The organism is Sphingomonas sp., assembly GCF_035714405.1.
GTDB lineage: Bacteria > Pseudomonadota > Alphaproteobacteria > Sphingomonadales > Sphingomonadaceae > Sphingomonas.
Genome location: NZ_DASTMA010000003.1, coordinates 19,623 through 44,206, shown reverse-complemented (window position 1 = coordinate 44,206; position 24,584 = coordinate 19,623). Strand labels below are relative to the sequence as shown.

Genomic DNA, 24,584 nt, shown 5'->3' with positions numbered 1-24,584 from the left:
CAGGGGAGGAGATGTCGAGGGCGCGGGCTGTGGACAGGCCCTTCCCCAACCCCTCCCGCGGGCTCCCGCCAAAGTAATACTTCGCGGGCTCCCCAGGCGGGAGGGGAGATGACGGGGCGGCCGACCCCCGCTAACGCCGCCGCATGATCTCCCGGCGGCAACTCCTGATCGGTGGCGGCGCCGGAATCGGTCTGGTGGTCGGCTGGGCGTTGTGGCCGCGCGACTATCCGGCGAACCTGACCGCGTCCCCGGGCGAGACGGTGTTCGGCGCGTGGCTGAAGATCGGCAGCGACGGGCATGTCACGGTGGCGGTGCCGCAGGTCGAGCATGGGCAGGGGGTCTACACCGCCATCGCGCAGATCGTCGCGGACGAGCTCGGCGCGGACTGGCGCACGGTCGGGGTCGAGGCGGCGCCGCTCAACCCCCTCTACGGCAATCCGCTGGCGCTGGCGGCGCTGACCGGCATGGCGCCGGGGCGGCTGGTCGAGGCGCCGATGCTGACCGGGGGCTCCAGCTCGATCCGACGGTGGGAGGAGCCGTGCCGGCGGGCGGGCGCGGCGGCGCGGTGCCTGTTGCTCAAGGCGGCGGCGCGGCGCTGGGATGCCGATTGGGAGCAGCTGAACGTAGCCGATGGCTTCGTGACGCGCGGCAAGCAGCGGCTGCGCTTCGCCGATCTCGCCGCCGCGGCGGTGGGGGAGACGTTGCCCGCGCCGTTGCCGCTCGCGACCAGCGGCGCCGGGCGCCTCACGGGCAAGCCGCTGCCCCGGCTCGACGCGCCCGCAAAGGTCGACGGCTCGGCCAATTTCGCGGGCGACATCCGGCTGCCCGACATGGTGCACGCCGCCGTCCGCCAGGGACCGGTCGGCGCCAATCGCCTGGTGCGGATCGACAAGGCGGCGGCGGACCGGGTGCCCGGCGTGCTGGCGGTGATCGAAGCGGGGGATTTTGTCGCGGTAGCGGCGACCACCGGCTGGGCGGCGGAGCGCGCGCTCGACGCGATGCAGCCGCGGTTCGAGACGCGCGGTCCGGTGGTCGACGACGCGGGCATCGCGCGGGCGCTGGCGGCGGCGCTGAAGCGGCCCGGCGTGCGCATGTCGGCGGTCGGCGAGGTCGACCCGCTGCTGACGGGTGCGGGATTGGTGACCGCCCGCTACGACGTGCGCCCGGGGCTCCATGCCGCGATGGAGACGCCGAGCGCGACCGCGGCGTTCCGCAACGACCGGCTGGAGCTATGGCTCGCGACGCAGGCCCCAGGCGTCGCGCGGGCGGCGGCGGGGCACGCGGCGGGGCTGAGCGAGGCGGCGGTGACCGTGCACCCGCTGATGATCGGGGGGTCGTTCGGCGAGGCGCTGGATACGCGGGTCGCCGAGCAGGCGGCGCTGCTCGCGGTCAAGCTGCGGCGGCCGGTCAGCGTCCGGTGGAGCCGGGGCGAGGCGGCGCGGCAGGATCAGGTGCGCCCGCCGGTCGCGGCGGTGATGACCGCGCGGCTGGCGGCGAACGGCGGCATCGCGGGCTGGCGGGCGCAGATCGCCTCGCCGGCCACCGGCGCGACGATGCGCGAGCGGTTCACGCCCGGGCTGACCGGCGACGCGCTGTCGCGATTGGCGAAGGGCGATCCGTATTCCGTCTCGGGCGCGGCGACGCCCTATCGACTGCCTGCCTCGGCGGTGGACTGGCACGAGGCGGAGCTGGGCCTGCCGACCGGCCACCTGCGCGGCGGCGGTGACAGTTGGACCTGCTTCTTCACCGAAAGCTTCCTCGACGAGGTGGTGCGGGTCGCGAACCAGGAGCCGGTCTCCTATCGTATCGGCATGTTGGGCGGCGACGCGCGCGCGGCGCGGTGCCTGTCGACGGCGGCGGCGCTGGGCGGCTGGGACGGTGGCGTGGCAGGGAGCGGGCAGGGGATCGCGCTGCATTCGATGCGCGGCAGCCATGTCGCGGTGTTGGCGGAGGCGTCGTTCGAGGGCGGCCGCGTGCGAGTGGCGCGGCTGGTGGCGGCGGTCGACTGCGGGCGGGTCATCAACCCCGACCTGGTGCGTCAGCAGATCGAGGGCGGGCTGATCTTCGGTCTTGCCCAGGCGACGGGCGCGGCGACCGGTTACGCGCGCGGCGTCGCGAGCGCGACCAACATGGGCGATCTGAACCTGCCGCGCCTCGCCGATGCGCCCGACATCACGGTGGAGCTGATCGCCAGCGAGGCGGCGCCGGGCGGGGTCAGCGAGCTGGCGGTGCCGCCGGTCGCGCCCGCGATCGCCAACGCGCTGGCGTCCGCGACCGGACGGCGGTATCGCACGTTACCCCTCGCATGATCCCCCCCGCCGATCACCCCGCCATCCCGCCCCGCAAGGTGGGGGTGCTGCTCATCAACCTGGGCACACCCGACGCGCCCGATGTGCGCGCCGTGCGGCGTTATCTGGCGGAGTTCCTGTCGGACAGGCGCGTGGTCGAGATTCCGCTGCTGATCTGGCAGCCGATCCTGCGCGGCGTGGTGCTCGTTACCCGGCCGAAGAAGTCGGCGCATGCCTATGAGCAGGTGTGGACGGAGGCCGGCTCGCCGTTGGCGGCGATCACCAAGCGGCAGTCGGCGGCGCTGCAGGGGGCGTGGGGTCCGGACGTGCTGGTCGACTGGGCGATGCGTTATGGCAATCCCGCCATCGCGGACCGGCTGGCGGCGCTGAAAGCGGCGGGGTGCGAGCGCATCCTGCTGGCGCCGCTCTATCCGCAATATTGCGCGGCGACGACGGCGACCGCGAACGACAAGGCGTTCGAGGCACTGGCAGGGATGCGCTGGCAGCCGGCGATCCGAACCCTGCCGCCCTATCACGACGATCCGGCCTATATCGACGCGCTGAAGACGGTGGTCGAGGCGGAGATCGCGGCGCTGCCCTTCGTGCCGGATGCGGTGGTGGCGAGCTTTCACGGCATGCCCAGGCGCACGCTGCAGATGGGCGATCCCTATCATTGCCACTGTCAGAAAACGGCGCGGCTCCTGTCCGAGGCGATGGGCCGTGAGCTCCATGTCGCCTTCCAGTCGCGCTTCGGACCCGCCAAATGGCTGGGCCCCGCGACCGACGAGGAACTGGTGCGGCTCGCGGGCGAGGGCACGCGCAAGGTCGCGGTGTTCGCGCCCGGGTTCTCGGCGGATTGCCTGGAAACGCTGGAGGAGCTGGCGATCCGCGGGCGCGAGGATTTCCTCGCCGCCGGCGGCACCGAATTCGCCTATCTGCCGTGTCTCAACGACAGCGCACCCGGCATCGACATGCTCCATGACGTGATCGGCAGGGAACTTGCGGGCTGGACCGGCGCTCCCTAGCCTGACACCGGAAATGCAAAGCCCTTTCCCGTTCGTGCTGAGGAGCTGTTGAGCCAAGTCGAAGCGGCGTCTCGAAGCAGTCGTCTCCTTCGAGACGGGCCTTCGCCTCCGCTACGCTCCGCTCAGTCCTCCTCAGCACGAACCGGGAGGGGCAACATACAAGGAGAGGCGATATGGCGAGAGTAGCGATCGTGACGGGCGGGACGCGCGGGATCGGCGAGGCGATCAGCGTCATGCTGCGCGACGAGGGCATGACGGTGGCTGCGAACTTCGCCGGCAACACCGCGCGCGCGGCCGAATTCACGCAGCGCACCGGCATCCGCTCCTATGCCTGGGACGTGTCGGACTATGACGCGTGCCAAGAGGGCTGCGCGCAGGTCGCGAGCGAACTGGGGCCGGTCGACGTGGTCGTCAACAACGCCGGCATCACGCGCGACACCACCATCCTCAAGATGACCTACCAGCAGTGGAAGGAGGTCATCGACACCAATCTGGGCGGCTGCTTCAACATGGCCAAGGCAACCGTGCCGGGGATGCGCGAGCGCAAATGGGGGCGGATCGTCAACATCGGCTCAATCAACGGCCAGGCGGGGCAGTACGGCCAGGTCAACTATGCGGCGGCAAAAAGCGGCATCCACGGCTTCACCAAGGCGCTGGCGCAGGAGGGCGCGCGGTTTGGCCTGACGGTGAACGCAATCGCGCCGGGCTATATCGACACCGACATGGTCGCGGCGGTGCCGGCGGACGTGCTGGAGAAGATCGTCGCGCGCATTCCGGTCGGCCGGCTCGGCCAGGCGCACGAGATCGCGCGCGGCGTCGCGTTCCTGTGCTCGGAGGCGGCGGGGTTCGTCACCGGCTCGACGCTGAGCATCAACGGCGGGCAGCATATGTATTGAGGCCGCCTTGGGCGCGCTGTCCTCCTCCAGCCACCGTGCCCCGGCCTCCCAGGCGACGGCGCGCGCGGACGATGACGCAATAACCGGCAAGTACTCCCGTCCCGGACTACCAGTCCTGACGCTGCACCAATCAGTTCATCCACGCTAGTACGCTTCTACCAAGGTCTACCAAGGAAATTTCGTTGCGACGTCGCAACGACGGGACACATTCTCGCCACATGGATGTTGAGCCGCCCGAACCATCAGGCAGACCATGTCCGAAGAATTCCGCATCCCCATCGTCGAAGAGACGGCGCACGTCTTCAAACGTGCGGCGGTGACCGATCGCGTGACGGTGCGGACGGGTGCTGAGGAGCACCCCGTCACCATTCGCGAACAGCTGTTCCGCGGTCACGTCGTGACGTCGCGAGTGCCGATCGACCGCGAGGTGACGGAAGCACCGCCGATCCGCACCGAGGGCGAGGTCACGATCGTGCCGATCGTCGAGGAGCGGCTGGTGATCGAGAAGCGGCTGTTCCTGGTCGAAGAGCTGCACCTGACCCGCGAGACCGCGCTCGAGCATGTCGAGATCAGCGAGGTGCTGCGACGCACCCGCGTCGACATCGATCGCGACGAACCATCCCAACAGGAGACAATTTGATGGCTGATCCCAACGATCCCCACCGCGACGGCGCGCCGCGGCACATCCACATCGAGAAGGACGAGCACAAGAAGGGCTTCAATTGGCTGCCCTGGCTGCTGCTCGGCTTGGGCTTGTTGGCGCTGCTGCTCGCGCTCAGTCGCTGCAATCGCGACGAGGTCGCCGCGGTCCCGGTTGCGAACGATACCGCGATGAGCAACGAAGTGGTCGCAACCACGCCGAACGCCGGCACGGCCGACGCGCTTGGCGCGGCCGGCACGGGCGCCGCTGCTGCGGGCGTGTCGGGTCTCGGCACCTATCTGGGTGGGACCGGCGCCGTGCCTGCGACCTTCACCTTCGAGAAGCTGAACTTCGACTCCGGCAAGAGCGACATCCGCGCCGCCGACGCCGCCGAGGTCGATGAGGTCGCGACCGTGTTGAAGCAGTATGGCAATGCCCGCATCCGCATCGCCGGCTATGCCGACGCGCGCGGCTCCGATCCGGCCAATGCCCAGCTCGGCCAGGCTCGCGCGGACAGCGTCAAGGCCGCCCTGGTCGCCAAGGGCATCGACGGCGGCCGTATCGAGACCACCACGGGCGGCGAGACCGACCCGGTCGACAGCAACGCCACCGCCGGCGGCCGCTTCGAGAACCGTCGCACCGAGTTGGTGGTGACGTCGCGTTAACTCCCTCCCCACTTGCCCCCAAGAAAGGACCTTTCCCATGTCCAGTACCATTACCGCATTGTTCGATACCCGCGCCGAGGCCGAAGCCGCCAAGGCGCGGCTGGAGAGCGCGAGCTTCGACACCGACAACGTCCATGTCCACGACCAGTCGAGCCAGGGCTTCAGGCAGGACGCCTATTCGACCCATCAGGATCGCGGCGTCTGGGGTTCGATCAAGAACGCCTTCCTGCCCGACGAGGACCGCCACACCTATGAAGAGGGCATCCGCCGCGGCGGCGCGCTGCTGACCGCCGACGTCCATGACGACAAGGTCGATGACGCGGTGCGCATCCTGGAAGAGGCCAATTCGGTCGACATCGACGATCGTTCGCAACAGTGGCGCCAGTCGGGCTGGGATTACGCCGGCGCCGGCACCAGTGTCGGCGGCGCCACCACTGCAGCCGGCCTGTTCGGCGCCCGCGACCGTGACACCACCACCGGCAGCGACCGCGAGGAGGTGATCCCGATCGTTGAGGAGCAGCTGGTCGTCGGCAAGCGCGAAGTCAGCCGCGGCGGCGCGCGTGTCCGCTCCTATGTCACGGAGACGCCGGTCCACGAGCAGGTCCGCCTGCGCGAGGAGAATATCGACGTCCAGCGCCGTCGCGTCGATCAGCCGCTGTCGGCCGCCGACGGTGACGCCTTCCAGGAGCGCACCATAGACGTGACCGCCACCGGCGAGGAGGCGGTGGTCGCCAAGAACGCGCGCGTGGTCGAGGAGGTCGTGGTCTCCAAGACGGTCGGCGAGCGGACCGAGGACGTCTCCGACACGGTCCGCCACACCGAGGTCGAGATCGATCGCGACAACGCGACGACCACCGGCACGACCGGCTACACCGATCGCGACGGGATGGGCGGCACGAGCGGCAAGTACTGATCGCCTGATCCCGCGAGGGATCGGACGAGACATGGCGGCGGCGCGGCTTCGGCCTGCGCCGCCGCTTTCGTGTTAATTCAGGTTGCCAGGCACGAGCCGTACGACCGTTCCCGGCGTTGACGGGGTGAAACGACAGGAGAACGGACTTGGAACTGTGGGGAGGCGTGGAGTGCACGGTCAACCGCGTCGGCGACCGCTTCCGCGACCAGACGGTCGAAACCGGCCACCACGATCGGATCGAGGATCTCGCCCGGTTTGCCGAGCTCGGCATCACCGCGCTGCGCTATCCCGTGCTGTGGGAGCGGATCGCCCCCGATCGGAGCGGCGAACCGGATTGGCGCTGGACGGACGAACGGCTGGCGGAGATCCGGCGGCTGGGAATGCGGCCGATCGCGGGGCTGGTCCATCACGGCAGCGGTCCCGCCCATACCAGCCTGGTCGACGATGATTTCCCGACGTTGCTCGCGCAATTCGCGGGTGCGGCGGCAGCGCGCTATCCCTGGATCGAGGAATGGACGCCGGTCAACGAGCCGCTGACCACCGCCCGCTTCAGCGCGCTCTATGGCGTCTGGTACCCCCATGCGCGCGACGATGCGCTGTTCTGGCGCGCGCTATTCAACCAGGTCGACGGGGTGCGCCTGGCGATGCACGCGATCCGGGCGGTGAACCCGGCCGCGCGTCTGATCCAGACGGAGGACCTGGGGCATCATTATGCGACCGACGCGATGGCGCCGATCGCCGACTATAACAATCACCGTCGCTGGGCGACCTGGGATCTGCTGACCGGGCAGGTCGGACCCGACCATCCCCTGTGGCCTGATTGGGAGCGGTTCGGGCTGGCGGACCGGGTGCGCGCGATCGCCGATGATCCTTGCCCGCCCGACGTGATCGGGCTCAATCATTATGTGACCAGCGACCGCTTCCTGGATCACCGGGTCGGCAATTATGCGCTGCCGGCGCCCGCCGATGGCTTCCACGACCTGACCGCGGCGCGGGTGCTGGATCCGCCGCCGCCGGGGCTCACCCATGCGCTGCGACAGACCTGGGTGCGATACGGCCTGCCGTTGGCGGTGACGGAGTCGCATCTGGGCTGCACCCGCGAAGAGCAGATGCGCTGGGTGCAGCAGTCCTGGCAGGATTGCGAGGCGTTGCGGGATGAGGGGGTCGACCTGCGCGCGCTGACCGCCTGGGCGCTGCTCGGCAATGTCGACTGGAGCTGCCTGCTGGCCGAGGAGCGCAACCATTACGAGCAGGGCGTGTTCGATGTGCGTGGACCCGAGCCGCGGCCGACCGCGCTGGCGGGTCTGCTGCGCCAGCTGGCGGCAGGCGAGCGGCCGAGCCATCCGGTGGTGGCGGGCAGCGGCTGGTGGCGCCGCGAGGTGCGCTTTGAACATTCCGCCTTTGCCTGGGGCGATCCGGTGCCGGTGATCGGCGCGGTGCGCGAGCAGGCGCGACCGCTGCTGATCGCGGGCGCGACGGGAACGCTGGGGCAGGCGATCGCGAGTGCGTGCCGACTGCGCGGGCTGGAGCATCGGCTGCTGACCCGTGCCGAGCTGCCGCTCGACGATCCCGACGCGATCGCGGCGGTGCTCGACCGGCTGCAGCCCTGGGCGGTGATCAACGCCGCCGGTTGGGTGCGGGTCGACGATGCGGAAGTCGAAGAGGCGGCGTGCCTGGAGGCGAATGCCCAAGGCGCGATCAACCTGGCCGGCGCCTGCGCCGACCGCGCCATCCACTGCACCCTGTTCTCGTCGGACCTGGTGTTCGACGGGCGCAAGGGCGCAGGCTATGTCGAGAGCGACCCGCCATCGCCGCTCAACGCCTATGGCCGCAGCAAGGCGGTGATGGAACTGGAGGTGCTGGCGAACTGGCCAGCGACACTGGTGGTGCGCACGGCGGCGTTCTTCGCACCGCACGACGTGCATAATTTCGCGATGGCGGTGGAGCGGACGTTGCGCGACGGACGACGCTTCCTGGCGTCGGACACCGTGGTCACGCCGACCTTCGTCCCCGACCTGGTCGCGTCCTGTCTCGATCTCATCATCGATGGCGAAGGTGGCATCTGGCATCTGGCGAATGGCGAGCCGGTGAGCTGGGCGGGCTTCGCGCGGCGGATCGCGGCGGCGCTGGACCTCGATCCGGCGTTGGTGGTCGAGGCGGAGCAGGGCGAGCTGGGGTGGCGGGCGGCGCGGCCAGCATCGGCGGCGCTGGCGAGCGAGCGGGGGCAGCTGTTGCCGACGCTGGACGACGCCATCCGCCGCCATGCCGATGTGCGGCTGGCGGATTTCGCGACACGGGGGTTGGCGCAGCGGGCGGCTTGAATTTGGGGACTAGCGGCGCCGGGGGCGAAGCCGCCGTCGGACGGACTGCTGGCGCATCCGCCGCCCGTGCCTGGCGCTGCGGCGCGGCGTCGCCGCTCGGCGCCTGCGCAAAACTAGGGGGTCGGCCGCCTTTCGACAGCCGACCCCCACGCCCCCGGTACGCTACGCGGGGAACTCGATACGCTACGCGAAACTGAAACTTGAACCGGTAGTCCCGGGCGCCGGGCGCCCCGGACCCTTACCTCAGCGGCGGCAGTAGTTCGGCCGATCCGAGCGATCGATCGCCCGGCCCGCGAGCGCGCCACCGGCGGCACCCAGGATCGCGCCGACCGTCCTGTCGCCGCGACCGGCGATGGTGTTGCCCAGCAGACCACCGGCGATCGCGCCGATGATGGTGCCGCCGTCGCCGTCCTTGCACTTCTGGCGCGCTCGGTAGCGGTTGTAATTGTCGTCGCCACGATACTCGCGGGCATAGGCACCGCGGTCGTCATAGTAGCGGCGGTTGCGCTGGGCGTCGGCGGCGGTGGCCGGCAGGAGCGCCGACGCGGTCATCGCCACGGTCGCACCGACGAGGCTAAGCTTCTTGATCATCGCTGCTACTCCTCTTGAACTCGTTTGCGGGGAAGCGATTGCCTTCCCGATGCAAGGACTTATCGCCGATTCGCATTGAGCCGTCCCTGAATGTGCCCGTTAGCCGCCGTTCAGGGTTGGGCGCGGCGCCGCCGGTGCTCTACAGCCCCGCGCAATGCGCCTGCGCACCCTCCTGTTCGTGATCCTAGCGATGTGCGTCGCGGTGCCGGGATGGACGGGAGACACGCGGCTGGAGCTGTGGGGGGACCGGCCCGCTGTCGGCTCGACCCGCGTCGCGCTCGACCCGCGCGACCCGGCGCGCCGGCGGCTGGGGCGGCTGACCTTCATGGGCGGCGTCCACCTGACCGGGACGGACCCGGCGTTCGGCGGCTTCTCCGCGCTTGCGGTCGCGGGCGACCGGGTGACGTTGCTCAACGACGGCGGCAATCTGATGCGGTTCCGGCTGCATGCGGACGGCCGTGTGAGCGAAGCGCAGTTCGCGGCGCTGCCGGGTGGGCCGGGCACGGGCTGGCGCAAGCGCGACCGCGACAGCGAGGCGCTGGCGGTGGATCCGGCGCATGGCACGATGTGGGTGGGGTTCGAGCGGGCGAACGAGGTCTGGCGCTACAGCCCGGACCTGACGCGCTCGGAGGCATTCGCCCGACCGCCCGCGATGCGGCGCTGGGCCAGCAACGGTGGCGCAGAGACTCTGGTACGGCGGCGCGACGGCAGTTTTCTCGCGATCGAGGAAGAGCGGCCGGGTCGGCGGCGGTGGCGCGAGGGGCTGGTGTGGCGGCGCGACCCGACCGTGGCACCGCGCGCCGCCTTCGCGTTCCGCTACCAGCCGCCAGCCGGGTACGATCCGGCGGACGCGGTCGAGCTGCCCGACGGCAGGTTGCTGGTGCTGCAACGCTGGTTCGGTGTGCCGCTGCGCTTCGCGAGCATCCTCTCGGTGGTCGAGCGCGATGCGATCCGCCCCGGCGCGACGGTGCGCGGGCGCGAGATCGCCCGCCTCGCGGCGCCGCTGATCCACGACAATTTCGAGGGCGTCGCGGTCAGCGTCGAGCAGGGCCGCACGGTCGTGTGGCTGGTCAGCGACGACAACCAGACGCGGTTCGAGCGGACGCTGTTGTTGAAGTTCCGGTTGGATTGAGACCGGCAGCCTGACCTTCTCGTCGCCCTGGGTTCAAGGCGGGGGCGACGCAACGCAGAAAGGCCCGCCGTCACCCGGACGGCAGGCCCATCGGCTCCGCGCGAGCGTCGCTTACGCGACGGCGTCGGTCGCGGTCAGCTTCTTCTTGATGTCGCGCTTGAGGCGGCGGCAGCGCAGCGACAGCTGGTCGTCGCCGGCCTTGACCAGCCAGTTGTCCAGCCCGCCATTATGCTCGACCGAGCGCAGGCCGTGCGTCGAGACGCGCAGGCGCACCGAACGCTCCAGCGAATCGGAAAGCAGCGTCACATTCTGCAGATTGGGCAGAAAGGTGCGCTTGGTCTTGTTGTTGGCGTGGGAAACGTTGTTCCCCACCTGCCGGCCCTTGCCGGTCAGCTCGCAGATGCGCGACATGATCTAAAGTCCTGATTGCCGAAGCTCGGAAAGGCCGGGCGCTTAACGAGGTGAGGGCCGGGCGTCAACCGCGCCGGCGCTGCGCCGTCAGACGAGGACGGCTACGCCGCCCTCGCTGCCCGCCGCAGCGAGTCCTGTGCTTGCTACGCAACCACAGGCCGCTCACACCGTTGTTACGGGAACGAACCGTTTTCTCGAAAGGGCTTCCATGCGCGCGCTCCTCGTTCTTCTCGCCCTCGCCGCGCTGGTGGCGGCGGCGCTGCTGTATTTCGGGCTGATCCAAATCGAGCAGACCCGCTCCGGTTCTGTTCAAGTGCAGGCGCCGAAGTTCGAGGCCGATGTCGGCCGGGTCGGTGTCGGTACGGAGAACCGGACGGTAACGGTGCCGACGCTCGAGGTCGAGCGGCCTGCCAACGCGCAATAGGGCTGGACCGGACGCAACCGGGGCGGCAGGCGGGGGCATGTTCCCGCTGCCGCAACCGATGCTCCAGGCGCTCGCCGCGGCGCGGACCGCCGGTGCCGAGGGTGAGGTGCCGGTCGGCGCCGCGCTGGTCCGTGACGGCGCGGTGATCGCCTTGGCGGCGAATGCGCCGCGCACGCTCCACGACCCCACCGCGCATGCCGAGATGCGGGTGATCCGTGACGGCGCACGGCGGCTGGGACGCGACCGGCTGGAGGATTGCGACCTGTGGGTGACGCTGGAGCCCTGCGCTATGTGCGCGGGCGCGATCGCACATGCCCGCATCGCGCGGCTCTATTACGGTGCCCCCGATCCCAAGGGCGGGGCGGTGGAGCATGGTCCCCGCTTCTTCGCGCAGCCGACCTGCCACCACCGGCCGGAAGTCTATGGCGGCATCGGGGAGGCGGAGGCGGCGGCGTTGCTGCGGGGGTTTTTCGCGGAGCGGCGGTAACTTCTCGTGCTCCTTCCCGCGTTGCGGTGGAGCAGCAGGTGATCTCGCTTGTCCCACACTCCGCAATCCGCCACATAGCCGGTCAAGCCGATGGCGCTCCCCTCCTTCCCTTGGCTGGATGTCTTCATCATCCTGGCGCTGATCGCGCTCAACGGCGTGTTCGCGATGAGCGAGCTGGCGATCGTGTCCGCGCGCAAGGCGCGGCTGGAGGCGATGGCGCGCAGCGGCAAGCATGGCGCGCGCGCGGCGCTGGTGCTGCAGAGCGACCCCAGCAAGTTCCTCTCCACCGTCCAGATCGGCATCACGCTGATCGGCATCGTCGCGGGCGCCTATTCGGGGTCAAGCCTGGGCACACCCGTCGCGATGCGACTGCAGGGGCTGGGCCTGTCGCCGGAGACGGCGCGGACGGTGGCGCTGGTGCTGGTCATCGGGCTGACCACCTATGCCTCGCTGATCGTCGGCGAGCTCGTTCCCAAGCAATTCGCATTGCGCAAGCCCGAGGGGATCGCGGTGGTGATCGCGGCGCCGATGCGCTGGCTGGCGATCCTCACCGCCCCGCTGGTGTGGCTGCTCGACAAGACCAGCGCGCTGATCTTCCACCTGCTGCGCCTCGATCGCGAGAGCGAGGACAATGTGACGGCCGAGGAGCTGCACCTGATCGTCGCGGAGGCGAGCAAGTCGGGCGTGATCGAGGAGCACGAGCGTTCGATCATCTCGGGCGTCGTCCGCCTCGCCGATCGCCCGGTGCGCGAGGTGATGACGCCGCGCACCGACCTCGACTGGGTCGACGCCGACCTCGACGCCGACGGCATCCGCGACGCGCTGCTCGGTACGCAGCATTCGCGGCTGCTGGTCGCGGAGGGCTCGATAGACGCGGTGATCGGCGTCGTGCAGGCGCGCGACATCGCCGGCGCGCTGTTCCGCCACGAGCCGCTCGAGCTGCGCCGCCTGATGCGCAAGGCGCCGGTGGTGATCGACCAGATCGACGCGATGGACGCGCTCACCGCCTTGCGCGGCGCGGAGGTGCCGATGGCGCTGATCCACGACGAATACGGCCATTTCGAAGGCATCGTCACGCCCGCCGACCTGCTCGCCGCGATCGCGGGCGAATTCGCCTCGGACGCCGACCCGGACGAGGCGCCCTCGCTGGTGGAGCGCGAGGACGGCTCGCTGCTGGTGGCGGGGACGATGGCGGCCGATTCGCTCGCGGACCGGCTCGGCATGGACCTGCCGGAGGACCGCGATTACGCGACGGTCGCCGGACTGGCGCTGGCGATCTTCAAGCACCTGCCGGGCGAGGGGGAGAGCTTCGTCGAACAGGGGTGGCGGTTCGAGGTGGTCGATCTGGACGGACGGCGGATCGATAAATTGTTGGTGAGTTCGGTCTGAGGCGCGGCCATGCCCGCGCCGATGGGACGGCAAAGCTGCCGTCTCACGGCCGAACCGGCCGGCGGGTCGCGTCAGCGAACCCGTTCGACGTGACGACGGCTTTGCCGTCGGCGCGGTGAGATCCGATTGCGGACCTTACCATCTGACGGCATATTGGGGCTCCTACCGGGAGAGCAGTGTTGAGCATGACGGTCGAGATCGTGATTGGCGCAGCCGTTCTCCTCGCGCTGCTCGTAGCAGACTTCCTTCTCTATCGCTTGGTAAGCCGGGCGCTGTTTTGGCTGGTTGACCTCCTGCCACCCTACCGGCCGGGAGGGCGCTACCACTCACAAGCGACACCCGAGATGTATGCCTCCCTGCGCAGGCCACGGAAGGGCAGCTAACCACCACCACCGGATGTGGCCCGACGCGGGAGTAAATCCCGCGTCGTGGGACGGCGCTGGGCGCCGCCGGCCGGGCCGGCTGTTGCCGGCTTGCTGCGCTCGCCGGCACCGGCGCGGCGTGGCCGCCCCTACAGTCGTCCGAACACCGCCTCGAACCCTGCCCGGTCGCCTGCCGCCAGGAACCGGGCCTGCTCCTGCCACCGATCGCGGCCCATTCGCCCCGTGAACGGCCCCAAATGGGCGTCGAGCGACTGCGCTTCGTCGTCTGTTAGCGCGGCCATCTGGCCGACGGTGGTGATGCCGTGCTGGGCGAGCAGCGCCGCCACCTTGGGGCCGAGGCCCTTGAGCTGGGTGATCGGGCCGTCGGCCGGCGAGGGCCCGCTGGGCGCGAGCGGAGCGGCGGCGGCGGCGGGGTTCTCGGCGAGCGCGGGCGTCGCGGCGGCGATCGACTCGTCCTGCAGCGGCTCGCGCGCGGGTGTGTCGACCACCAGCCCATCGTCCAGCGGCGGCGGCACGGGCGCGGCAGGCGGAACGTAGCGGGGCGCGGCTTCGCGCTCGACCGGTGGCGGCGCGGCCTGTTTGAGGATCTCCGCATTGTGGGCCGCGATTTCGCGCTCGCCCTCGCGGCGGCGGCGGCGCTGGCGGGCGCCGTAGATGATGCCGAGAATCGCCAGCAGCGCCAGCACCGCGATCACCGCAAAGCTGCCGGCGGTGAACAGGTCGGTGCTCTCGGGGATCAGGCTGGCGCCCGGTGTCGAGGCGGTGGTGGGTGCGGCGGACATGGGTGCAACGTAGCGCAGTTTGGCGAGGCGGGAAGGGTCAGGCACACTTCGACGCATAATTAAGCGCTGCCGGCTCCTAGCCGCTACCCGCCCCGGCGGAAGCCGGGGTCCAGTCGGCTGCGCCGGACACGAAAACTGCGCGTTGTCGGACTACCGCATCTGGGCCCCGGCTCTCGCCGGGGAAGGTGTGGGTCAGCGCACCCCGGACCGAGCCCCGCCGGCCGCCGCACCGCCGCCGCGATCGGCGAGGTGGGTCAACTCGACGAACTGCTGCCGCCACAACCCGCGCGGATCGCCCGCGAGCGCGCGGATGTCGGCATAGCCATAGCTCCCGAGATATTTGTCGCCACGCAGCTTCTGCCCGAACGCCGCCACGGCGGTCGCGAAGGCCATGTCGCCCTGCGGCGCCCGCGCGGAGGTCATCATTGCCGCCGGAACGGGACGCGACAGCTCGCTCGACGTGTCGCCGTAGGGCAGCTTGTAACGCAGTTTGACAAAGGCAAGCTCGGCGCCGCGTTGCACGACGGCAGGTGGCCGGTTGCCCGGATAGCGGCGCGTCGGCGTCCAGGCGAAGCCGCCGGCGGGCGCGACCTCGTACAAGGCGGTGACCTGGTGGCCTGCACCCATGTCACCGGCATCGACCCCGTCGTTGGTGAAGTCCTCCTCGGCGAGGGCGCGGTTCTCATAGCCGATCAGCCGGTATTGCGTGACCTGCGCAGGGTTGAACTCGACCTGCACCTTCACGTCCTTGGCGACCGTCACCATCGTCGCCGACAGCTCCTCCTCCAGCACCTTGCGCGCTTCGGACGCACTGTCGATGTAGCTGTAGTTGCCGTTGCCGACATCGGCGATGCGCTCCATCATCGCGTCGTTCAGATTGCCCTGGCCGAAGCCGAGCGTGGTCAAGGTGATGCCGTCGTCGCGGTTGCGCTTGACCAGTGCCTCAAGCGCGCCCTTGTCGCTGATGCCGACGTTGAAGTCGCCGTCGGTCGCGAGGAAAATGCGATTGACGCCGCCGGGCACGAATGCGGCGCGGGCCGTTGCATAGGCGAGCTCGATGCCGGCGCCGCCGGCGGTCGAACCGCCGGCGTCGAGGCAGGCGAGTGCTGCCTTCACATAGTTCCTGTTCGCGGTGGGCTCGAGCACGATGCCGGCGCTGCCCGCATAGGCGACGATCGAGACGCGGTCGTCGGGGCGGAGCTGATCGGCCAGCCCCTCCAGCGCGCGCTTGACCAGCGGCAGGCGGTCCTCGGGCTGCATCGAGCCGGAGGTATCGACCAGGAAGACCAGATTGGCGCGCGGTCGTGTCGCGGTCTGCACGTCATAGGCGCGCAGGCCGATGCGGAGCAGGCGGGTGTTTGGGTTCCAGGGCGTCCGCGCGACATCGGTGGTGATGGAGAAGGGCTCGGCGGTAGAGGCCGGCCGGGGATAGTGGTAACGGAAATAGTTGATCATCTCCTCGGTGCGCACCGCCTCGGCGGGAACGGGCGCGCCCCTGTTGAGGAAGCGGCGGACATTGGCGTAGGCGCCGGTGTCGACATCGACCGAAAAGGTGGAGACGGGCGCCGCGCTGGTGTCCTGGATCGCGGCGACCGCACGACCGTCATAGCGTTCGGTGTTCCATCGCGAGCCATAGGGCGGTGTGGCGCCCCCGGCCCGGAAGCTTTTGGGCGCAGACTGGGCGACGATGCCGCGCGCCGCAGGGGCGACCAGCGGCGGTGGAGGCGGTGGAGGCGGCGGTGCATAGGCCATCTCGGCCTGAGGCACTTGGTTCGCGCGGGCGCCAGTGACCACCACGGGTGCTGAGCGGAAGGTCGGGCGGTTCGACTCGCCGGCCCGGCATCGTACGGGCGAGGTGGCCGGCGGCAGGACGATAGGTGCCCGCGACAGCCGTTGCGGGGGCGGTGTGGCGGAGGTCAGCAGTCCGACGGCGACGACGGCGAACACGGCACGACGCATGATGATCCTCCCGTTTATTGACGTGATGATGTCACATGGGCCGGTGAATGGAAGCTGAATTCTTGAAGTCGGACCTCGTTTAGGATGACCGCATCCGGGCCCTCCGCCAGGTGGAGGGGCGAGCAATCAGCAGAGCGCCCGCCAGCCGATGTCGCGCCGACAGAAGCCGTCGGGGAAGTCGATCCGGTCGACCGCGCGATAGGCGGCGGCCTGTGCCGTCCCCACATCCGCAGCGGTGGCGGTGACGGCGAGGACGCGCCCGCCGCTCGCCACCAGCCGGTCGCCGTCTAGCCGCGTTCCCGCCTGGAACACGGTCGCGCCGGTCGCCTCCGCGGGCTCGATCCCGCCGATCTGCCCCCCGGCGCGCGGCGTTCCTGGGTAACCGCGCGCTGCCACCACCACGGTCAGCGCGGTGCCGGGGGAGAAGGCGGGCGGCGGCAACTCCGCCAGCCGATCCTGCGCCACTGCCAGCAAGGTTTCCAGCAGATCGCCGCGGAACCGCGCCATCAGCACCTGGCATTCAGGATCGCCGAACCGCGCATTATACTCGATCAGCTGCGGCCCGGTCGGGGTCAGCATCAGGCCCGCATAGAGCACACCCGAGAAGGGAGTGCCTGCGTCCGCCATCGCCCTCACCGTCGGCGCGACGATCTCGTCGAGCGCGCGACATTCCAGCTCAGGCGTGAGGACCGGGGCGGGGCTGTAGGCGCCCATGCCGCCGGTGTTGGGGCCGGTGTCGCCCTCGCCCACGCGCTTGTGGTCCTGCGCCGAGCCGAACGGGACCAGCGTCTCGCCATCGGTGAGGACGAACAGGCTCGCCTCCTCGCCGGACAGGAAGGCTTCGATCACCACCTCCGCGTCCCCATCCGCGAACAGCGCGTCGAGTGCCGCATCGGTCTCGGCGCGGGTGGTGGCGATCGTCACGCCCTTGCCCGCCGCGAGCCCGTCCGCCTTGAGCACGACCGGCAGGCCGAAGCTTGCCACGGCCGTATCGGCCTCCGCGCGGCCACGGACACGCGCGTAAGCGGCGGTGGGGATGCCGCCGCGGGCGCACAGGTCCTTGGTGAAACCCTTCGATCCCTCCAGCTGTGCCGCCGCCCGCGATGGCCCGAACACCGGCACGTGGGCTGCTCTCAGCGAGTCACCGAGTCCGTCGACCAGCGGCGCCTCCGGCCCGATCACGACCAGCCCGACCGCATGCTCGCGCACGAAGGCGATCACCGCGGCGTGATCGGTCAGCGCCAGATCGACGCAGCGAGCATGGCGCGCGATGCCGGGGTTGCCCGGCGCGGCATAGAGCTTGTCGAGGCCGGGAGACTGAGCGAGCTTCCACGCAAGAGCGTGCTCGCGCCCGCCGCCGCCGATCAGCAGGACTTTCATCTTCCCTCCGTTCGCCCTGAGGAGGCATTGAGCTTGTCGAAATGCCGTCTCGAGGGGCATGGTGCTTCGAGACGCCGCTTCGACTTCGCTCAGCGGCTCCTCAGCACGAACGGAAGAGGAGGCACCTGCCTCGTGAACACGATAGAACCCGGCAAGCTGGTAGCCGAGCCGATCCCCGGCGACAACGCGCTGGCGCTGTCGGTCAGCGAGCTGTCGGGCAAGCTCAAGCGGATGGTCGAGGGTGAGTTCGGCCATGTCCGGCTGCGTGGCGAGATTTCCGGGTTCAAGCGCGTCGCGTCCGGCCATTGCTATCTGTGCCTCAAGGACGAGGACGCGGTGATCGACGCGGTGATCTGGCGTGGTGCTGCGGGCGCGCTCGCTTTCCGGCCGGAGGACGGCGCGGAGGTGATCGCGACCGGGCGGCTGACCACCTATCCCGGCCGCTCCAAATACCAGATCGTCGTCGATCGCATGGAGCTGGCGGGCGCCGGCGCGCTGATGGCGCTGCTGGAGAAGCGCAAGGCGGCGCTGGCCGCCGAAGGGTTGTTCAATCCGGCGCGCAAGCAGCGGCTGCCGTTCCTGCCCCGCACGATCGGCGTCGTCACCTCGCCCACCGGCGCGGTGATCCGCGACATCCTGCACCGGTTGGAGGACCGCTGCCCGACCCACGTCCTGGTCTGGCCGGTCAAGGTGCAGGGAGACGGCGCGGCGGAGGAGGTGGCGGCGGCGGTGCGCGGCTTCGATGCGATGCCCGAAGCAATCCGGCCCGACCTGGTGATCGTCGCGCGCGGCGGCGGCTCGATCGAGGATCTGTGGGCGTTCAACGAGGAGGTCGTGGTGCGCGCGGTGGCGGAATGCCGCATTCCGATCATCTCGGCGGTGGGCCACGAGACGGACACCAGCCTGTGCGACCACGCCGCCGACCTGCGCGCGCCGACGCCGACCGCGGCGGCGGAGCTGGCGGTGCCGGTGCTCGCCGAGCTGCGGCTGACGATCGAGAGTCATGGTCAGCGGACCGAGCGGTGCGCGCGGCGCTATGTCGAACGCGGACGCGAGCGTGCCGAAGGGCTCGCGCGGCTGCTCCCCAAGCGCGACCAGCTGCTCGGCCCCCAGCGTCAGCGTGCCGATGACGCGGCGCAACGGCTCGGGCTGGCGTTGGAGCGGCGGGCGGCGCGGGCGCGGACGCAGCTTGACCGGGCGGGCGCGGTGCTGCGGCCGGCGATGCTGGAACGCCAGCTCGCGCGCGGGCGGGAGCGATTGCAGGGTTTGGAGCGGGTGCTCGGCTCGCTCGATCCCGATCGGGTGCTGCAACGCGGTTACGCCCGGGTCGAGACACGCGACGGTCGCACCATGATGGACGCGGAGGCGGCACGGGCGGCGGTGGCGCTTACCGTCCGCTTCCGCGACAAGCAGTCGGTGGACGTGGTGGTTGAGGGAGCCGCGCCGCAGCCTTATCTGCGACCCAAACTGGCCAAGCCGCCGACTCCCGGCCAACCCACCTTGTTCTGACGGAAACGCCCATGCTGATGTCCAACACCGACCGCCCCGCGCGGCTCCATTATTCGGCCAACGGCTTTCGGGTGCTGAGCCCGGGAGACCATGTCCTCTGCGGCGTATCGAATGCGCGCATTCCGCTCGAGTCTTTGCGCTATTGGAACGTTGCGCGGCAGCAGGCCTATGCCACGGCGCAGATCGCCAGCGAGGCGATGGCGCCGCAGTGAGGACTCTGGGGTGAAGGCGCTCCTCGCGGCGGCGGTGGCGCTGAGCGTCGCCGGGATGACGCTTGCCGCCCAGCGACAGGTGGAGCCCGCGCCGGCGTTCCAGGCCGAAGTGCGGTTGGACGGTATGCCGACCCAGGGCGCGCTCGTGCGTGGGCGCGCCTCGCCGCCGGTGACGGCGCTGATCCTCGACGACCAGCCAGTGACGCTGGCGGCGGACGGCAGCTTCGTGCTCGGCTTCGATCGCGACGCGCCCGCGATCGCCATCCTCAAGGTCAGATCGGCGCGCGCGGGGCTGTCGATGACCGACGAGCGGCGGCTGCGCGTCGCGCCGCGCGCCTGGCGGCTGGAGCAGGTCGACGCCGCGTACCGCCCGCCCGGCTTCGACGTGCGGCGGCCGGCGGAGCTGGAGCGGATCGCCGCCGCGCGCGCGGTCGCCACTGATGCGCAGGGCTGGCGGCAGGCGTTCCGCTGGCCCGCCACCGGACGGCTGTCGGGACTGTTTGGGGCGCAGCGCATCTATCGCGGCCAGCCGGGCGGCTATCATGGCGGCGCCGATGTCGCGCTGCCCACCGGTGCGCCGGTGACCGCGCCGGCGGATGGCGTGGTGGTGCTGGCGGCGGCGGCGCCGTTCACGCTCGAGGGCCGCCTGTTGATGCTCGATCACGGCGCCGGGCTGTCGAGCGCGTTCCTGCACCTGTCGCGCATCGACGTGCGCGAAGGCGAGGCGGTGCGCCAAGGCCAGCGGATCGGCGCGGTCGGAGCGACCGGTCGCGCTACCGGCCCGCATCTCCATTGGGGCGTCCAGTGGCGTGGCGCGAAGCTCGATCCGCTGCTGGTGGCCGGAGCCATGCCAGTGCGGTGAGAGTCGTGTCGGCATGTTGCAGTTGGGCGACACTCCGGTCCCAATCGTGTTCCGTGCGTACCTACCCCATTGTGGAACCAGCCCCCCCGCGATTAGCAGGACGCATTCGTGGCATGTCGTGCCTGCGCCGAACACGGCGGAGCACCGGCGCCACGGGGTAATACAAACCCAAAGGGGATCAGGGTTATGACGAACCGTTTCCGCAATCGGCTGCTCGCCAGCACGCTCCTCGTCGGCATGGCCGCGCTAACCACGCCGGCCATGGCGCAGGATGCGCGGCCCCCGCAATCCGATCCGACCGCGCCGGCCGCCGGCGCGGGTGCAACCGATCCCGGCATTCAGCCGCAGGACGCACAGGGCGGTGCGCAGAGTGCCGAGGGTGAGGTCGTCGTCACCGGTACGCTGATCCGCAACCCGAACCTGGTCTCGTCCTCGCCGGTCAACGTCGTCAACGATGCCGAGATCATCAAGCGCGCCCCGAACAACGCCGAAGAGCTGCTGCGCAGCCTCCCCGGTGTCGTTCCCGGCGTCGGTACCCAGACCAACAACGGTTCCACCGGCACGAACACCGTCGACCTTCGCGGCTTGGGTCAGCAGCGCAACCTGGTGCTGCTCGACGGCAATCGCATCGTGCCGTCGCTCGCCAACGGCGCGACCGACCTCAACCTGATCCCGGTCGCGCTGATCCAGCGCGTCGACGTGCTGACCGGTGGCGCTTCGACCACCTATGGCGCCGACGCGGTGTCCGGCGTGGTGAACTTCATCACGCGTTCGGACTTCTCCGGTGTCGACCTGCGCGCCGGCTATCGCATCACCGAGCGTGGTGATGGCGCTTCGTTCCGTGCCGATCTGACGGTCGGCGGCAACTTCGCCGACGATCGCGGCAACGCGGTGCTGAGCCTGGGCTACACCAAGCTCGACCCAGTCTATCAGATCCGCGACTTCGCGGCTTTTGGTATCGGCAGCGCAAACGGCGTCGCTTCAGGCTCGTCTTTCACGTCCGTGCCGACCACCATCTCGTTCGACGCGGCCGACCTGCAGCTGAACCCGGGAAGCACTGCGCTCGTCCCGCAGTATCAGGGCTTCAACTTCAACCCCTTCAACATCTTTCAGACCCCGCTGGAGCGCAAGAGCATCTACGGCTCGGCAAACTACGAGGTCGCCGACAACATCGAGGTCTATGCGCGCGGCCTATTTGCGCAGAACACGATCAGCTCAATTATCGCGCCATCGGGCATCTTCGGCCTGCCGCTGACGATCCCGTCAAACAACCCGTTCCTTACCCCTGGCATCCGCAACCAGATCTGCTCGAACCAGGGCATTGATCCGGCGAGCGCGGCTTGCACCGCGAACCCGGCGCTGCCGTTGCCCGGCGTTTATCGGCGTCTCGTCGAGCTCGGGCCGCGCATCAGCGAGTACGAGAACAACGTGTACGACGTTCGCGCCGGCGTTCGGCTCGGGCTGACTGAGACGCTCAAGTTCGACCTGGCGGGCAGCTACGGCCGCAGCGAGCAGACTCAGACGCAGTCGGGCTATGTGCTCAATTCGCGCGTCCAGCAGGCGCTCAATTCGACCAATACCACCAGCTGCACCGTCACCACGGGCGGTTGCGTTCCGTTGAACCTGTTCGGTCCCGCAGGCAGCATCGCACCTGCGCAGGTCGCCTTTATCAACGGCAGCAGCAGCATTCGGATCAACACGGAATTGACCCAGGTGCGCGGCCTTCTGTCGGGCGACCTCGGGTTCGCCTTCTCCGACGGAGCGGAGCCGGTCGGCTTCGCGCTGGGCGGCGAGTACCGCAAGTATGATTACGAGCGCATCCCAGACGCCCGTGCTCAGGATCCGTCCGAACTCGGCGGAGCCGGCGGCGCAATTGCGCCGTTCTCGGGCGGGTACAACGTCAAGGAGGCGTTCGGCGAGGTGATTGCGCCGATCTTCGCCGGTCTGACGGTCGAGGGTGGCGCGCGCTACTCGTCGTACAAGATCGACGGGGCGTCCGGGTTTGACACCTTCACTTATAAGGGCGGGGCGACCTTCGACGTGTTCGACGGCTTGCGCTTCCGAGGCAATTATCAGCGTGCGGTTCGCGCGCCGAACATCGGCGAGCTGTTCTCGCCGACGGTGACCGCTTTGACCAACCTGCAGACCGAGCCGTGCGTCGGCGCGGCGCCGACGACCAATGCAGCTCTTCGCGCGGTGTGTATCGCACAGGGTGCGCCGGCGGCTTCGATTGGGGCCATCCAGGCACCGTCTGCAGGTCAGGCGAACGCAACGTTCATCAGCAACATCAACATCCAGCCCGAAAAGGCGGATACGTTCACCGTCGGCGCTGTGATCACGCCCCGTGCGTTCATCTCGGGTCTGACGATGTCGGTCGACTACTATAATATCACGGTGAACGATGCGATCACCAACGCCACGCCGGGCGATATCATTGCCGCTTGCTTCGGCAGCATCACGGCGGCGTCGGCGACCTCGGCGGCCTGCACCGGCATCCGTCGCAACCCGGCTAACGGACGGCTCAGCGGCCCCTCGGCGACCACCTTTGGTCTCCCTTCGCCGCTGACCAACAACGGCCGACTGAAGACCAGCGGTGTCGACGTGACGTTCAACTACAACCGTCAGTTCGGCGACGTGGGCTTCAACTTCAACTTCGTCGGCAATTGGACCAACGAGCTTCGCTTCCGCGCTTCCCCTTCGTCGGTGGATCGCGAGTGCGTGGGCTACTTCAGCGCCAATTGCGGGCCGAGCCTGGGTCAGATTCAGCCGGAGTTCTCGTTCCAGCAGCGCACCACGGTGGAAGTCGGCGGAGCGAGCCTGTCGCTGCTGTGGCGCTTCCTCGACTCGGTGCAATATGAGGGTCAGGCGCCAGACTTCGCGGCGCGCGGGTTCCTGGCAACGAACAGGAACCTGTTCAACGGCACTATCACCAACGCCGCGGGCGCCAATTCGACCGTCGCCGGGCGGAACGTGAACTTCAACCGCATCCCGGTGTACCACTATTTCGATCTGACCGCTCAGTTCGAGGTTATGCGGAACTTCCAGCTGACGCTCGGTGTGCTCAACCTGCTCGACAAGGATCCGCCGATCACGGGTGCGCAGGCCGGTTCGACCGGGGCGAACAGCGGTAACACCTTCCCGTCGACCTATGACCCGTTGGGCCGTACGTTCGCGGCGACGGTGCGCCTGAACTTCTAAAGCAGGATCAGTCCTGACGATACGAAAGGGCGGCCGCGAGGCCGCCCTTTCTATTTGAGCAAGCTTAGCCGAGCAGGGGCGCCGGAAGTTCCATGCCGATGCCCGCGCCGTCCGCGACGGCTTGGATCCAGCGCAGCACCAAATCGATTTCCTCGCCGTGCAGCGCGGCAGCGCTCTCCTGCCCAGCCGCGCGATGGGCGACGGAGAAATCCGAGCCGGACTTGGCGTGGCGGCGAAACACCTCCGCGACGATCGCCTCGCGCATCGCCGGCGTTGCCTCCGCGCCGAACAGCTGGTCGAGCGCCGCCAGCGCGGAAGGTGGATCGGCGAGCAGCGTCTCGCTGTCCAAGGTGCGCACCCGGTCTGGCCAGCGCCGCGCGATCTGGACGAACAGCGCATGTTGTGCGAGCCACCCGATCGCCGCGACCTGCAGATCCGTTTGCAGGAAGTAATCGGGTTGGTCGAAACCGAGCTGAACGATGTCGTCGGCCAGCTGCTTTGCGAGCAGGTCGCGCACCCAGCGACGTCCCCACAGTCCCTTGCTGGCGATTGAGCCCAGATAGACCTTCAGTGGTGCGTGCAGGAGCAAGATGCCGGCTTCCGGGCGCGCTGCCGCAATGGCTGGGATCAGCCCGTTGACCACATTGGAGGGCTTGATCACTCCGATCTCGCCGGGGTCGAACGGACGAGCGAGAAGCCGCAAGGCATCGCCCAGAACCGCGCTCAACGCTGTGGGCGCGGCGCCGCGATGCCGCCAGCCGACCATGTCGTTCAGCAGCACCGGCTCCTTCAGGCTGAAGGCGGCGCCCGGCCGGTCATAGGCGTTGGCGAGCAGGGTCGAGCAGCAATAGGCTGAGTGGAAAATGAAGTTCAGCCGAACCGGCGGGACAGCGCTAGCGAGCGCGTCGGCACGAAGAATTACGATTGGCTGCGCGGAGGACGGCAAGTTCTCGTCGGTCAGAAAGGGTACGCTGCGGCGCAATGCACGCGGGGCGCTGACAAAGTGCACGGCATCGTGACCGGGGTCATAGCGGTGCGCGAGGAACTCGGCGGGGAGCGCGGGCTGGTTCATCGTCTCAAACCCTGCGCCCGCCCGATGCGCCGATCAAGCACCTCG

22 protein-coding genes are annotated in these 24,584 nt (G+C 69.4%); 16 read left to right on the top strand and 6 right to left on the bottom strand.

The genetic code is table 11. From position 1 onward, the window contains the following. The first annotated feature begins 143 nt into the window (after window positions 1–143). The 7 genes from VFQ64_RS00820 to VFQ64_RS00790 all read left to right on the top strand — a co-directional run bounded on the left by VFQ64_RS00820 (window position 144) and on the right by VFQ64_RS00790 (window position 8,748). Entirely contained in the window at window positions 144–2,309 is a 2,166-nt protein-coding gene (locus VFQ64_RS00820) for a xanthine dehydrogenase family protein molybdopterin-binding subunit (protein ID WP_325101399.1), read from the top strand. Then, a complete protein-coding gene (gene hemH, locus VFQ64_RS00815; protein ID WP_325101398.1) occupies window positions 2,306–3,313 on the top strand; it encodes a ferrochelatase in 1,008 nt (335 codons plus the stop codon). Before VFQ64_RS00820 ends, hemH begins: the two co-directional genes overlap by 4 nt. Before the next feature lie 173 nt (window positions 3,314–3,486). Continuing rightward, on the top strand, window positions 3,487–4,209 hold the full coding sequence (gene phbB, locus VFQ64_RS00810; RefSeq protein ID WP_325101397.1) for an acetoacetyl-CoA reductase: 723 nt from the start codon (window positions 3,487–3,489) through the stop codon (window positions 4,207–4,209). Between the two features lie 253 nt (window positions 4,210–4,462). Continuing rightward, a complete protein-coding gene (locus VFQ64_RS00805; RefSeq protein ID WP_325101396.1) occupies window positions 4,463–4,849 on the top strand; it encodes a YsnF/AvaK domain-containing protein in 387 nt (128 codons plus the stop codon). Continuing rightward, complete coding sequence (locus tag VFQ64_RS00800) at window positions 4,849–5,514, top strand: OmpA family protein (RefSeq protein WP_325101395.1); 666 nt, start codon at window positions 4,849–4,851, stop codon at window positions 5,512–5,514. Before VFQ64_RS00805 ends, VFQ64_RS00800 begins: the two co-directional genes overlap by 1 nt. A 37-nt stretch (window positions 5,515–5,551) precedes the next feature. Continuing rightward, window positions 5,552–6,427: a YsnF/AvaK domain-containing protein gene (locus VFQ64_RS00795; protein WP_325101394.1), complete on the top strand. Its 876-nt coding sequence runs from the start codon at window positions 5,552–5,554 to the stop codon at window positions 6,425–6,427. A 146-nt stretch (window positions 6,428–6,573) separates the two neighbouring features. After that, window positions 6,574–8,748, top strand: coding sequence for a family 1 glycosylhydrolase (locus VFQ64_RS00790; RefSeq protein ID WP_325101393.1), 2,175 nt, complete (start codon window positions 6,574–6,576; stop codon window positions 8,746–8,748). Window positions 8,749–8,991: 243 nt separating this feature from the next. Here VFQ64_RS00790 and VFQ64_RS00785 read toward each other — a convergent pair whose 3' ends face one another. Next, window positions 8,992–9,339 (bottom strand): glycine zipper 2TM domain-containing protein, encoded by a 348-nt coding sequence (locus VFQ64_RS00785; protein WP_325101392.1) that lies wholly within the window; start codon window positions 9,337–9,339, stop codon window positions 8,992–8,994. A gap of 154 nt (window positions 9,340–9,493) precedes the next feature. Here VFQ64_RS00785 and VFQ64_RS00780 point away from each other — a divergent pair, with 154 nt between their 5' ends. After that, complete coding sequence (locus VFQ64_RS00780; protein WP_325101391.1) at window positions 9,494–10,471, top strand: esterase-like activity of phytase family protein; 978 nt, start codon at window positions 9,494–9,496, stop codon at window positions 10,469–10,471. 111 nt (window positions 10,472–10,582) lie between these two features. On the opposite strand, the gene rpmB is transcribed toward VFQ64_RS00780, so the two are convergent. Beyond that, the gene (gene rpmB, locus VFQ64_RS00775; RefSeq protein ID WP_325101390.1) at window positions 10,583–10,882 is read right to left on the bottom strand and encodes a 50S ribosomal protein L28; all 300 of its coding nucleotides are present in this window, start codon (window positions 10,880–10,882) and stop codon (window positions 10,583–10,585) included. Between the two features lie 208 nt (window positions 10,883–11,090). Here rpmB and VFQ64_RS00770 point away from each other — a divergent pair, with 208 nt between their 5' ends. The 4 genes from VFQ64_RS00770 (at window position 11,091) to VFQ64_RS00755 (ending at window position 13,565) form a co-directional block, all read left to right on the top strand. Continuing rightward, the gene (locus VFQ64_RS00770) at window positions 11,091–11,306 is read left to right on the top strand and encodes a hypothetical protein (protein ID WP_325101389.1); all 216 of its coding nucleotides are present in this window, start codon (window positions 11,091–11,093) and stop codon (window positions 11,304–11,306) included. 58 nt (window positions 11,307–11,364) lie between these two features. Then, the gene (locus tag VFQ64_RS00765; protein ID WP_325101440.1) at window positions 11,365–11,793 is read left to right on the top strand and encodes a nucleoside deaminase; all 429 of its coding nucleotides are present in this window, start codon (window positions 11,365–11,367) and stop codon (window positions 11,791–11,793) included. Window positions 11,794–11,883: 90 nt separating this feature from the next. Continuing rightward, a complete protein-coding gene (locus tag VFQ64_RS00760; protein WP_325101388.1) occupies window positions 11,884–13,182 on the top strand; it encodes a hemolysin family protein in 1,299 nt (432 codons plus the stop codon). A 185-nt stretch (window positions 13,183–13,367) separates the two neighbouring features. After that, a complete protein-coding gene (locus VFQ64_RS00755; protein ID WP_325101387.1) occupies window positions 13,368–13,565 on the top strand; it encodes a hypothetical protein in 198 nt (65 codons plus the stop codon). Between the two features lie 128 nt (window positions 13,566–13,693). Here VFQ64_RS00755 and VFQ64_RS00750 read toward each other — a convergent pair whose 3' ends face one another. From VFQ64_RS00750 to purD, 3 genes are all read right to left on the bottom strand, one after another. Beyond that, window positions 13,694–14,347 (bottom strand): hypothetical protein, encoded by a 654-nt coding sequence (locus VFQ64_RS00750; RefSeq protein WP_325101386.1) that lies wholly within the window; start codon window positions 14,345–14,347, stop codon window positions 13,694–13,696. 192 nt (window positions 14,348–14,539) lie between these two features. Further along, window positions 14,540–16,306, bottom strand: a complete 1,767-nt coding sequence (locus VFQ64_RS00745; RefSeq protein WP_325101385.1) for a VWA domain-containing protein — start codon at window positions 16,304–16,306, stop codon at window positions 14,540–14,542. Between the two features lie 126 nt (window positions 16,307–16,432). Beyond that, complete coding sequence (gene purD / locus VFQ64_RS00740; RefSeq protein WP_325101384.1) at window positions 16,433–17,686, bottom strand: phosphoribosylamine--glycine ligase; 1,254 nt, start codon at window positions 17,684–17,686, stop codon at window positions 16,433–16,435. A gap of 132 nt (window positions 17,687–17,818) precedes the next feature. Between purD and xseA the strand changes: the two genes are divergently transcribed. The 4 genes from xseA (at window position 17,819) to VFQ64_RS00720 (ending at window position 23,467) form a co-directional block, all read left to right on the top strand. Continuing rightward, window positions 17,819–19,195: an exodeoxyribonuclease VII large subunit gene (gene xseA / locus VFQ64_RS00735; RefSeq protein ID WP_349256029.1), complete on the top strand. Its 1,377-nt coding sequence runs from the start codon at window positions 17,819–17,821 to the stop codon at window positions 19,193–19,195. A gap of 11 nt (window positions 19,196–19,206) precedes the next feature. Beyond that, window positions 19,207–19,407, top strand: a complete 201-nt coding sequence (locus tag VFQ64_RS00730; RefSeq protein ID WP_325101383.1) for a DUF2093 domain-containing protein — start codon at window positions 19,207–19,209, stop codon at window positions 19,405–19,407. Window positions 19,408–19,462: 55 nt separating this feature from the next. Next, window positions 19,463–20,269, top strand: a complete 807-nt coding sequence (locus VFQ64_RS00725) for a M23 family metallopeptidase (protein ID WP_414712847.1) — start codon at window positions 19,463–19,465, stop codon at window positions 20,267–20,269. Window positions 20,270–20,455: 186 nt separating this feature from the next. Continuing rightward, a complete protein-coding gene (locus VFQ64_RS00720; protein ID WP_325101381.1) occupies window positions 20,456–23,467 on the top strand; it encodes a TonB-dependent receptor domain-containing protein in 3,012 nt (1,003 codons plus the stop codon). Between the two features lie 64 nt (window positions 23,468–23,531). Here VFQ64_RS00720 and VFQ64_RS00715 read toward each other — a convergent pair whose 3' ends face one another. Continuing rightward, window positions 23,532–24,539 (bottom strand): hypothetical protein, encoded by a 1,008-nt coding sequence (locus tag VFQ64_RS00715; RefSeq protein ID WP_325101380.1) that lies wholly within the window; start codon window positions 24,537–24,539, stop codon window positions 23,532–23,534. Window positions 24,540–24,584: the final 45 nt, after the last annotated feature.

Bases quoted from the DNA above. Each gene is read 5' to 3' on its own strand.
- hemH (WP_325101398.1), top strand. From the start codon at position 2,306: ATGATCCCCCCCGCCGATCACCCCGCCATCCCGCCCCGCAAGGTGGGG.
- VFQ64_RS00785 (WP_325101392.1), bottom strand. From the start codon at position 9,339: ATGATCAAGAAGCTTAGCCTCGTCGGTGCGACCGTGGCGATGACCGCG.
- VFQ64_RS00720 (WP_325101381.1), top strand. From the start codon at position 20,456: ATGACGAACCGTTTCCGCAATCGGCTGCTCGCCAGCACGCTCCTCGTC.
- VFQ64_RS00805 (WP_325101396.1), top strand. From the start codon at position 4,463: ATGTCCGAAGAATTCCGCATCCCCATCGTCGAAGAGACGGCGCACGTC.
- VFQ64_RS00800 (WP_325101395.1), top strand. From the start codon at position 4,849: ATGGCTGATCCCAACGATCCCCACCGCGACGGCGCGCCGCGGCACATC.
- VFQ64_RS00765 (WP_325101440.1), top strand. From the start codon at position 11,365: ATGCTCCAGGCGCTCGCCGCGGCGCGGACCGCCGGTGCCGAGGGTGAG.
- VFQ64_RS00745 (WP_325101385.1), bottom strand. From the start codon at position 16,306: ATGCGTCGTGCCGTGTTCGCCGTCGTCGCCGTCGGACTGCTGACCTCC.
- VFQ64_RS00715 (WP_325101380.1), bottom strand. From the start codon at position 24,539: ATGAACCAGCCCGCGCTCCCCGCCGAGTTCCTCGCGCACCGCTATGAC.
- VFQ64_RS00760 (WP_325101388.1), top strand. From the start codon at position 11,884: ATGGCGCTCCCCTCCTTCCCTTGGCTGGATGTCTTCATCATCCTGGCG.
- rpmB (WP_325101390.1), bottom strand. From the start codon at position 10,882: ATGTCGCGCATCTGCGAGCTGACCGGCAAGGGCCGGCAGGTGGGGAAC.
- phbB (WP_325101397.1), top strand. From the start codon at position 3,487: ATGGCGAGAGTAGCGATCGTGACGGGCGGGACGCGCGGGATCGGCGAG.
- VFQ64_RS00820 (WP_325101399.1), top strand. From the start codon at position 144: ATGATCTCCCGGCGGCAACTCCTGATCGGTGGCGGCGCCGGAATCGGT.
- VFQ64_RS00795 (WP_325101394.1), top strand. From the start codon at position 5,552: ATGTCCAGTACCATTACCGCATTGTTCGATACCCGCGCCGAGGCCGAA.
- VFQ64_RS00770 (WP_325101389.1), top strand. From the start codon at position 11,091: ATGCGCGCGCTCCTCGTTCTTCTCGCCCTCGCCGCGCTGGTGGCGGCG.
- VFQ64_RS00730 (WP_325101383.1), top strand. From the start codon at position 19,207: ATGCTGATGTCCAACACCGACCGCCCCGCGCGGCTCCATTATTCGGCC.
- VFQ64_RS00725 (WP_414712847.1), top strand. From the start codon at position 19,463: ATGACGCTTGCCGCCCAGCGACAGGTGGAGCCCGCGCCGGCGTTCCAG.
- VFQ64_RS00750 (WP_325101386.1), bottom strand. From the start codon at position 14,347: ATGTCCGCCGCACCCACCACCGCCTCGACACCGGGCGCCAGCCTGATC.
- purD (WP_325101384.1), bottom strand. From the start codon at position 17,686: ATGAAAGTCCTGCTGATCGGCGGCGGCGGGCGCGAGCACGCTCTTGCG.
- VFQ64_RS00780 (WP_325101391.1), top strand. From the start codon at position 9,494: ATGCGCCTGCGCACCCTCCTGTTCGTGATCCTAGCGATGTGCGTCGCG.
- VFQ64_RS00755 (WP_325101387.1), top strand. From the start codon at position 13,368: ATGACGGTCGAGATCGTGATTGGCGCAGCCGTTCTCCTCGCGCTGCTC.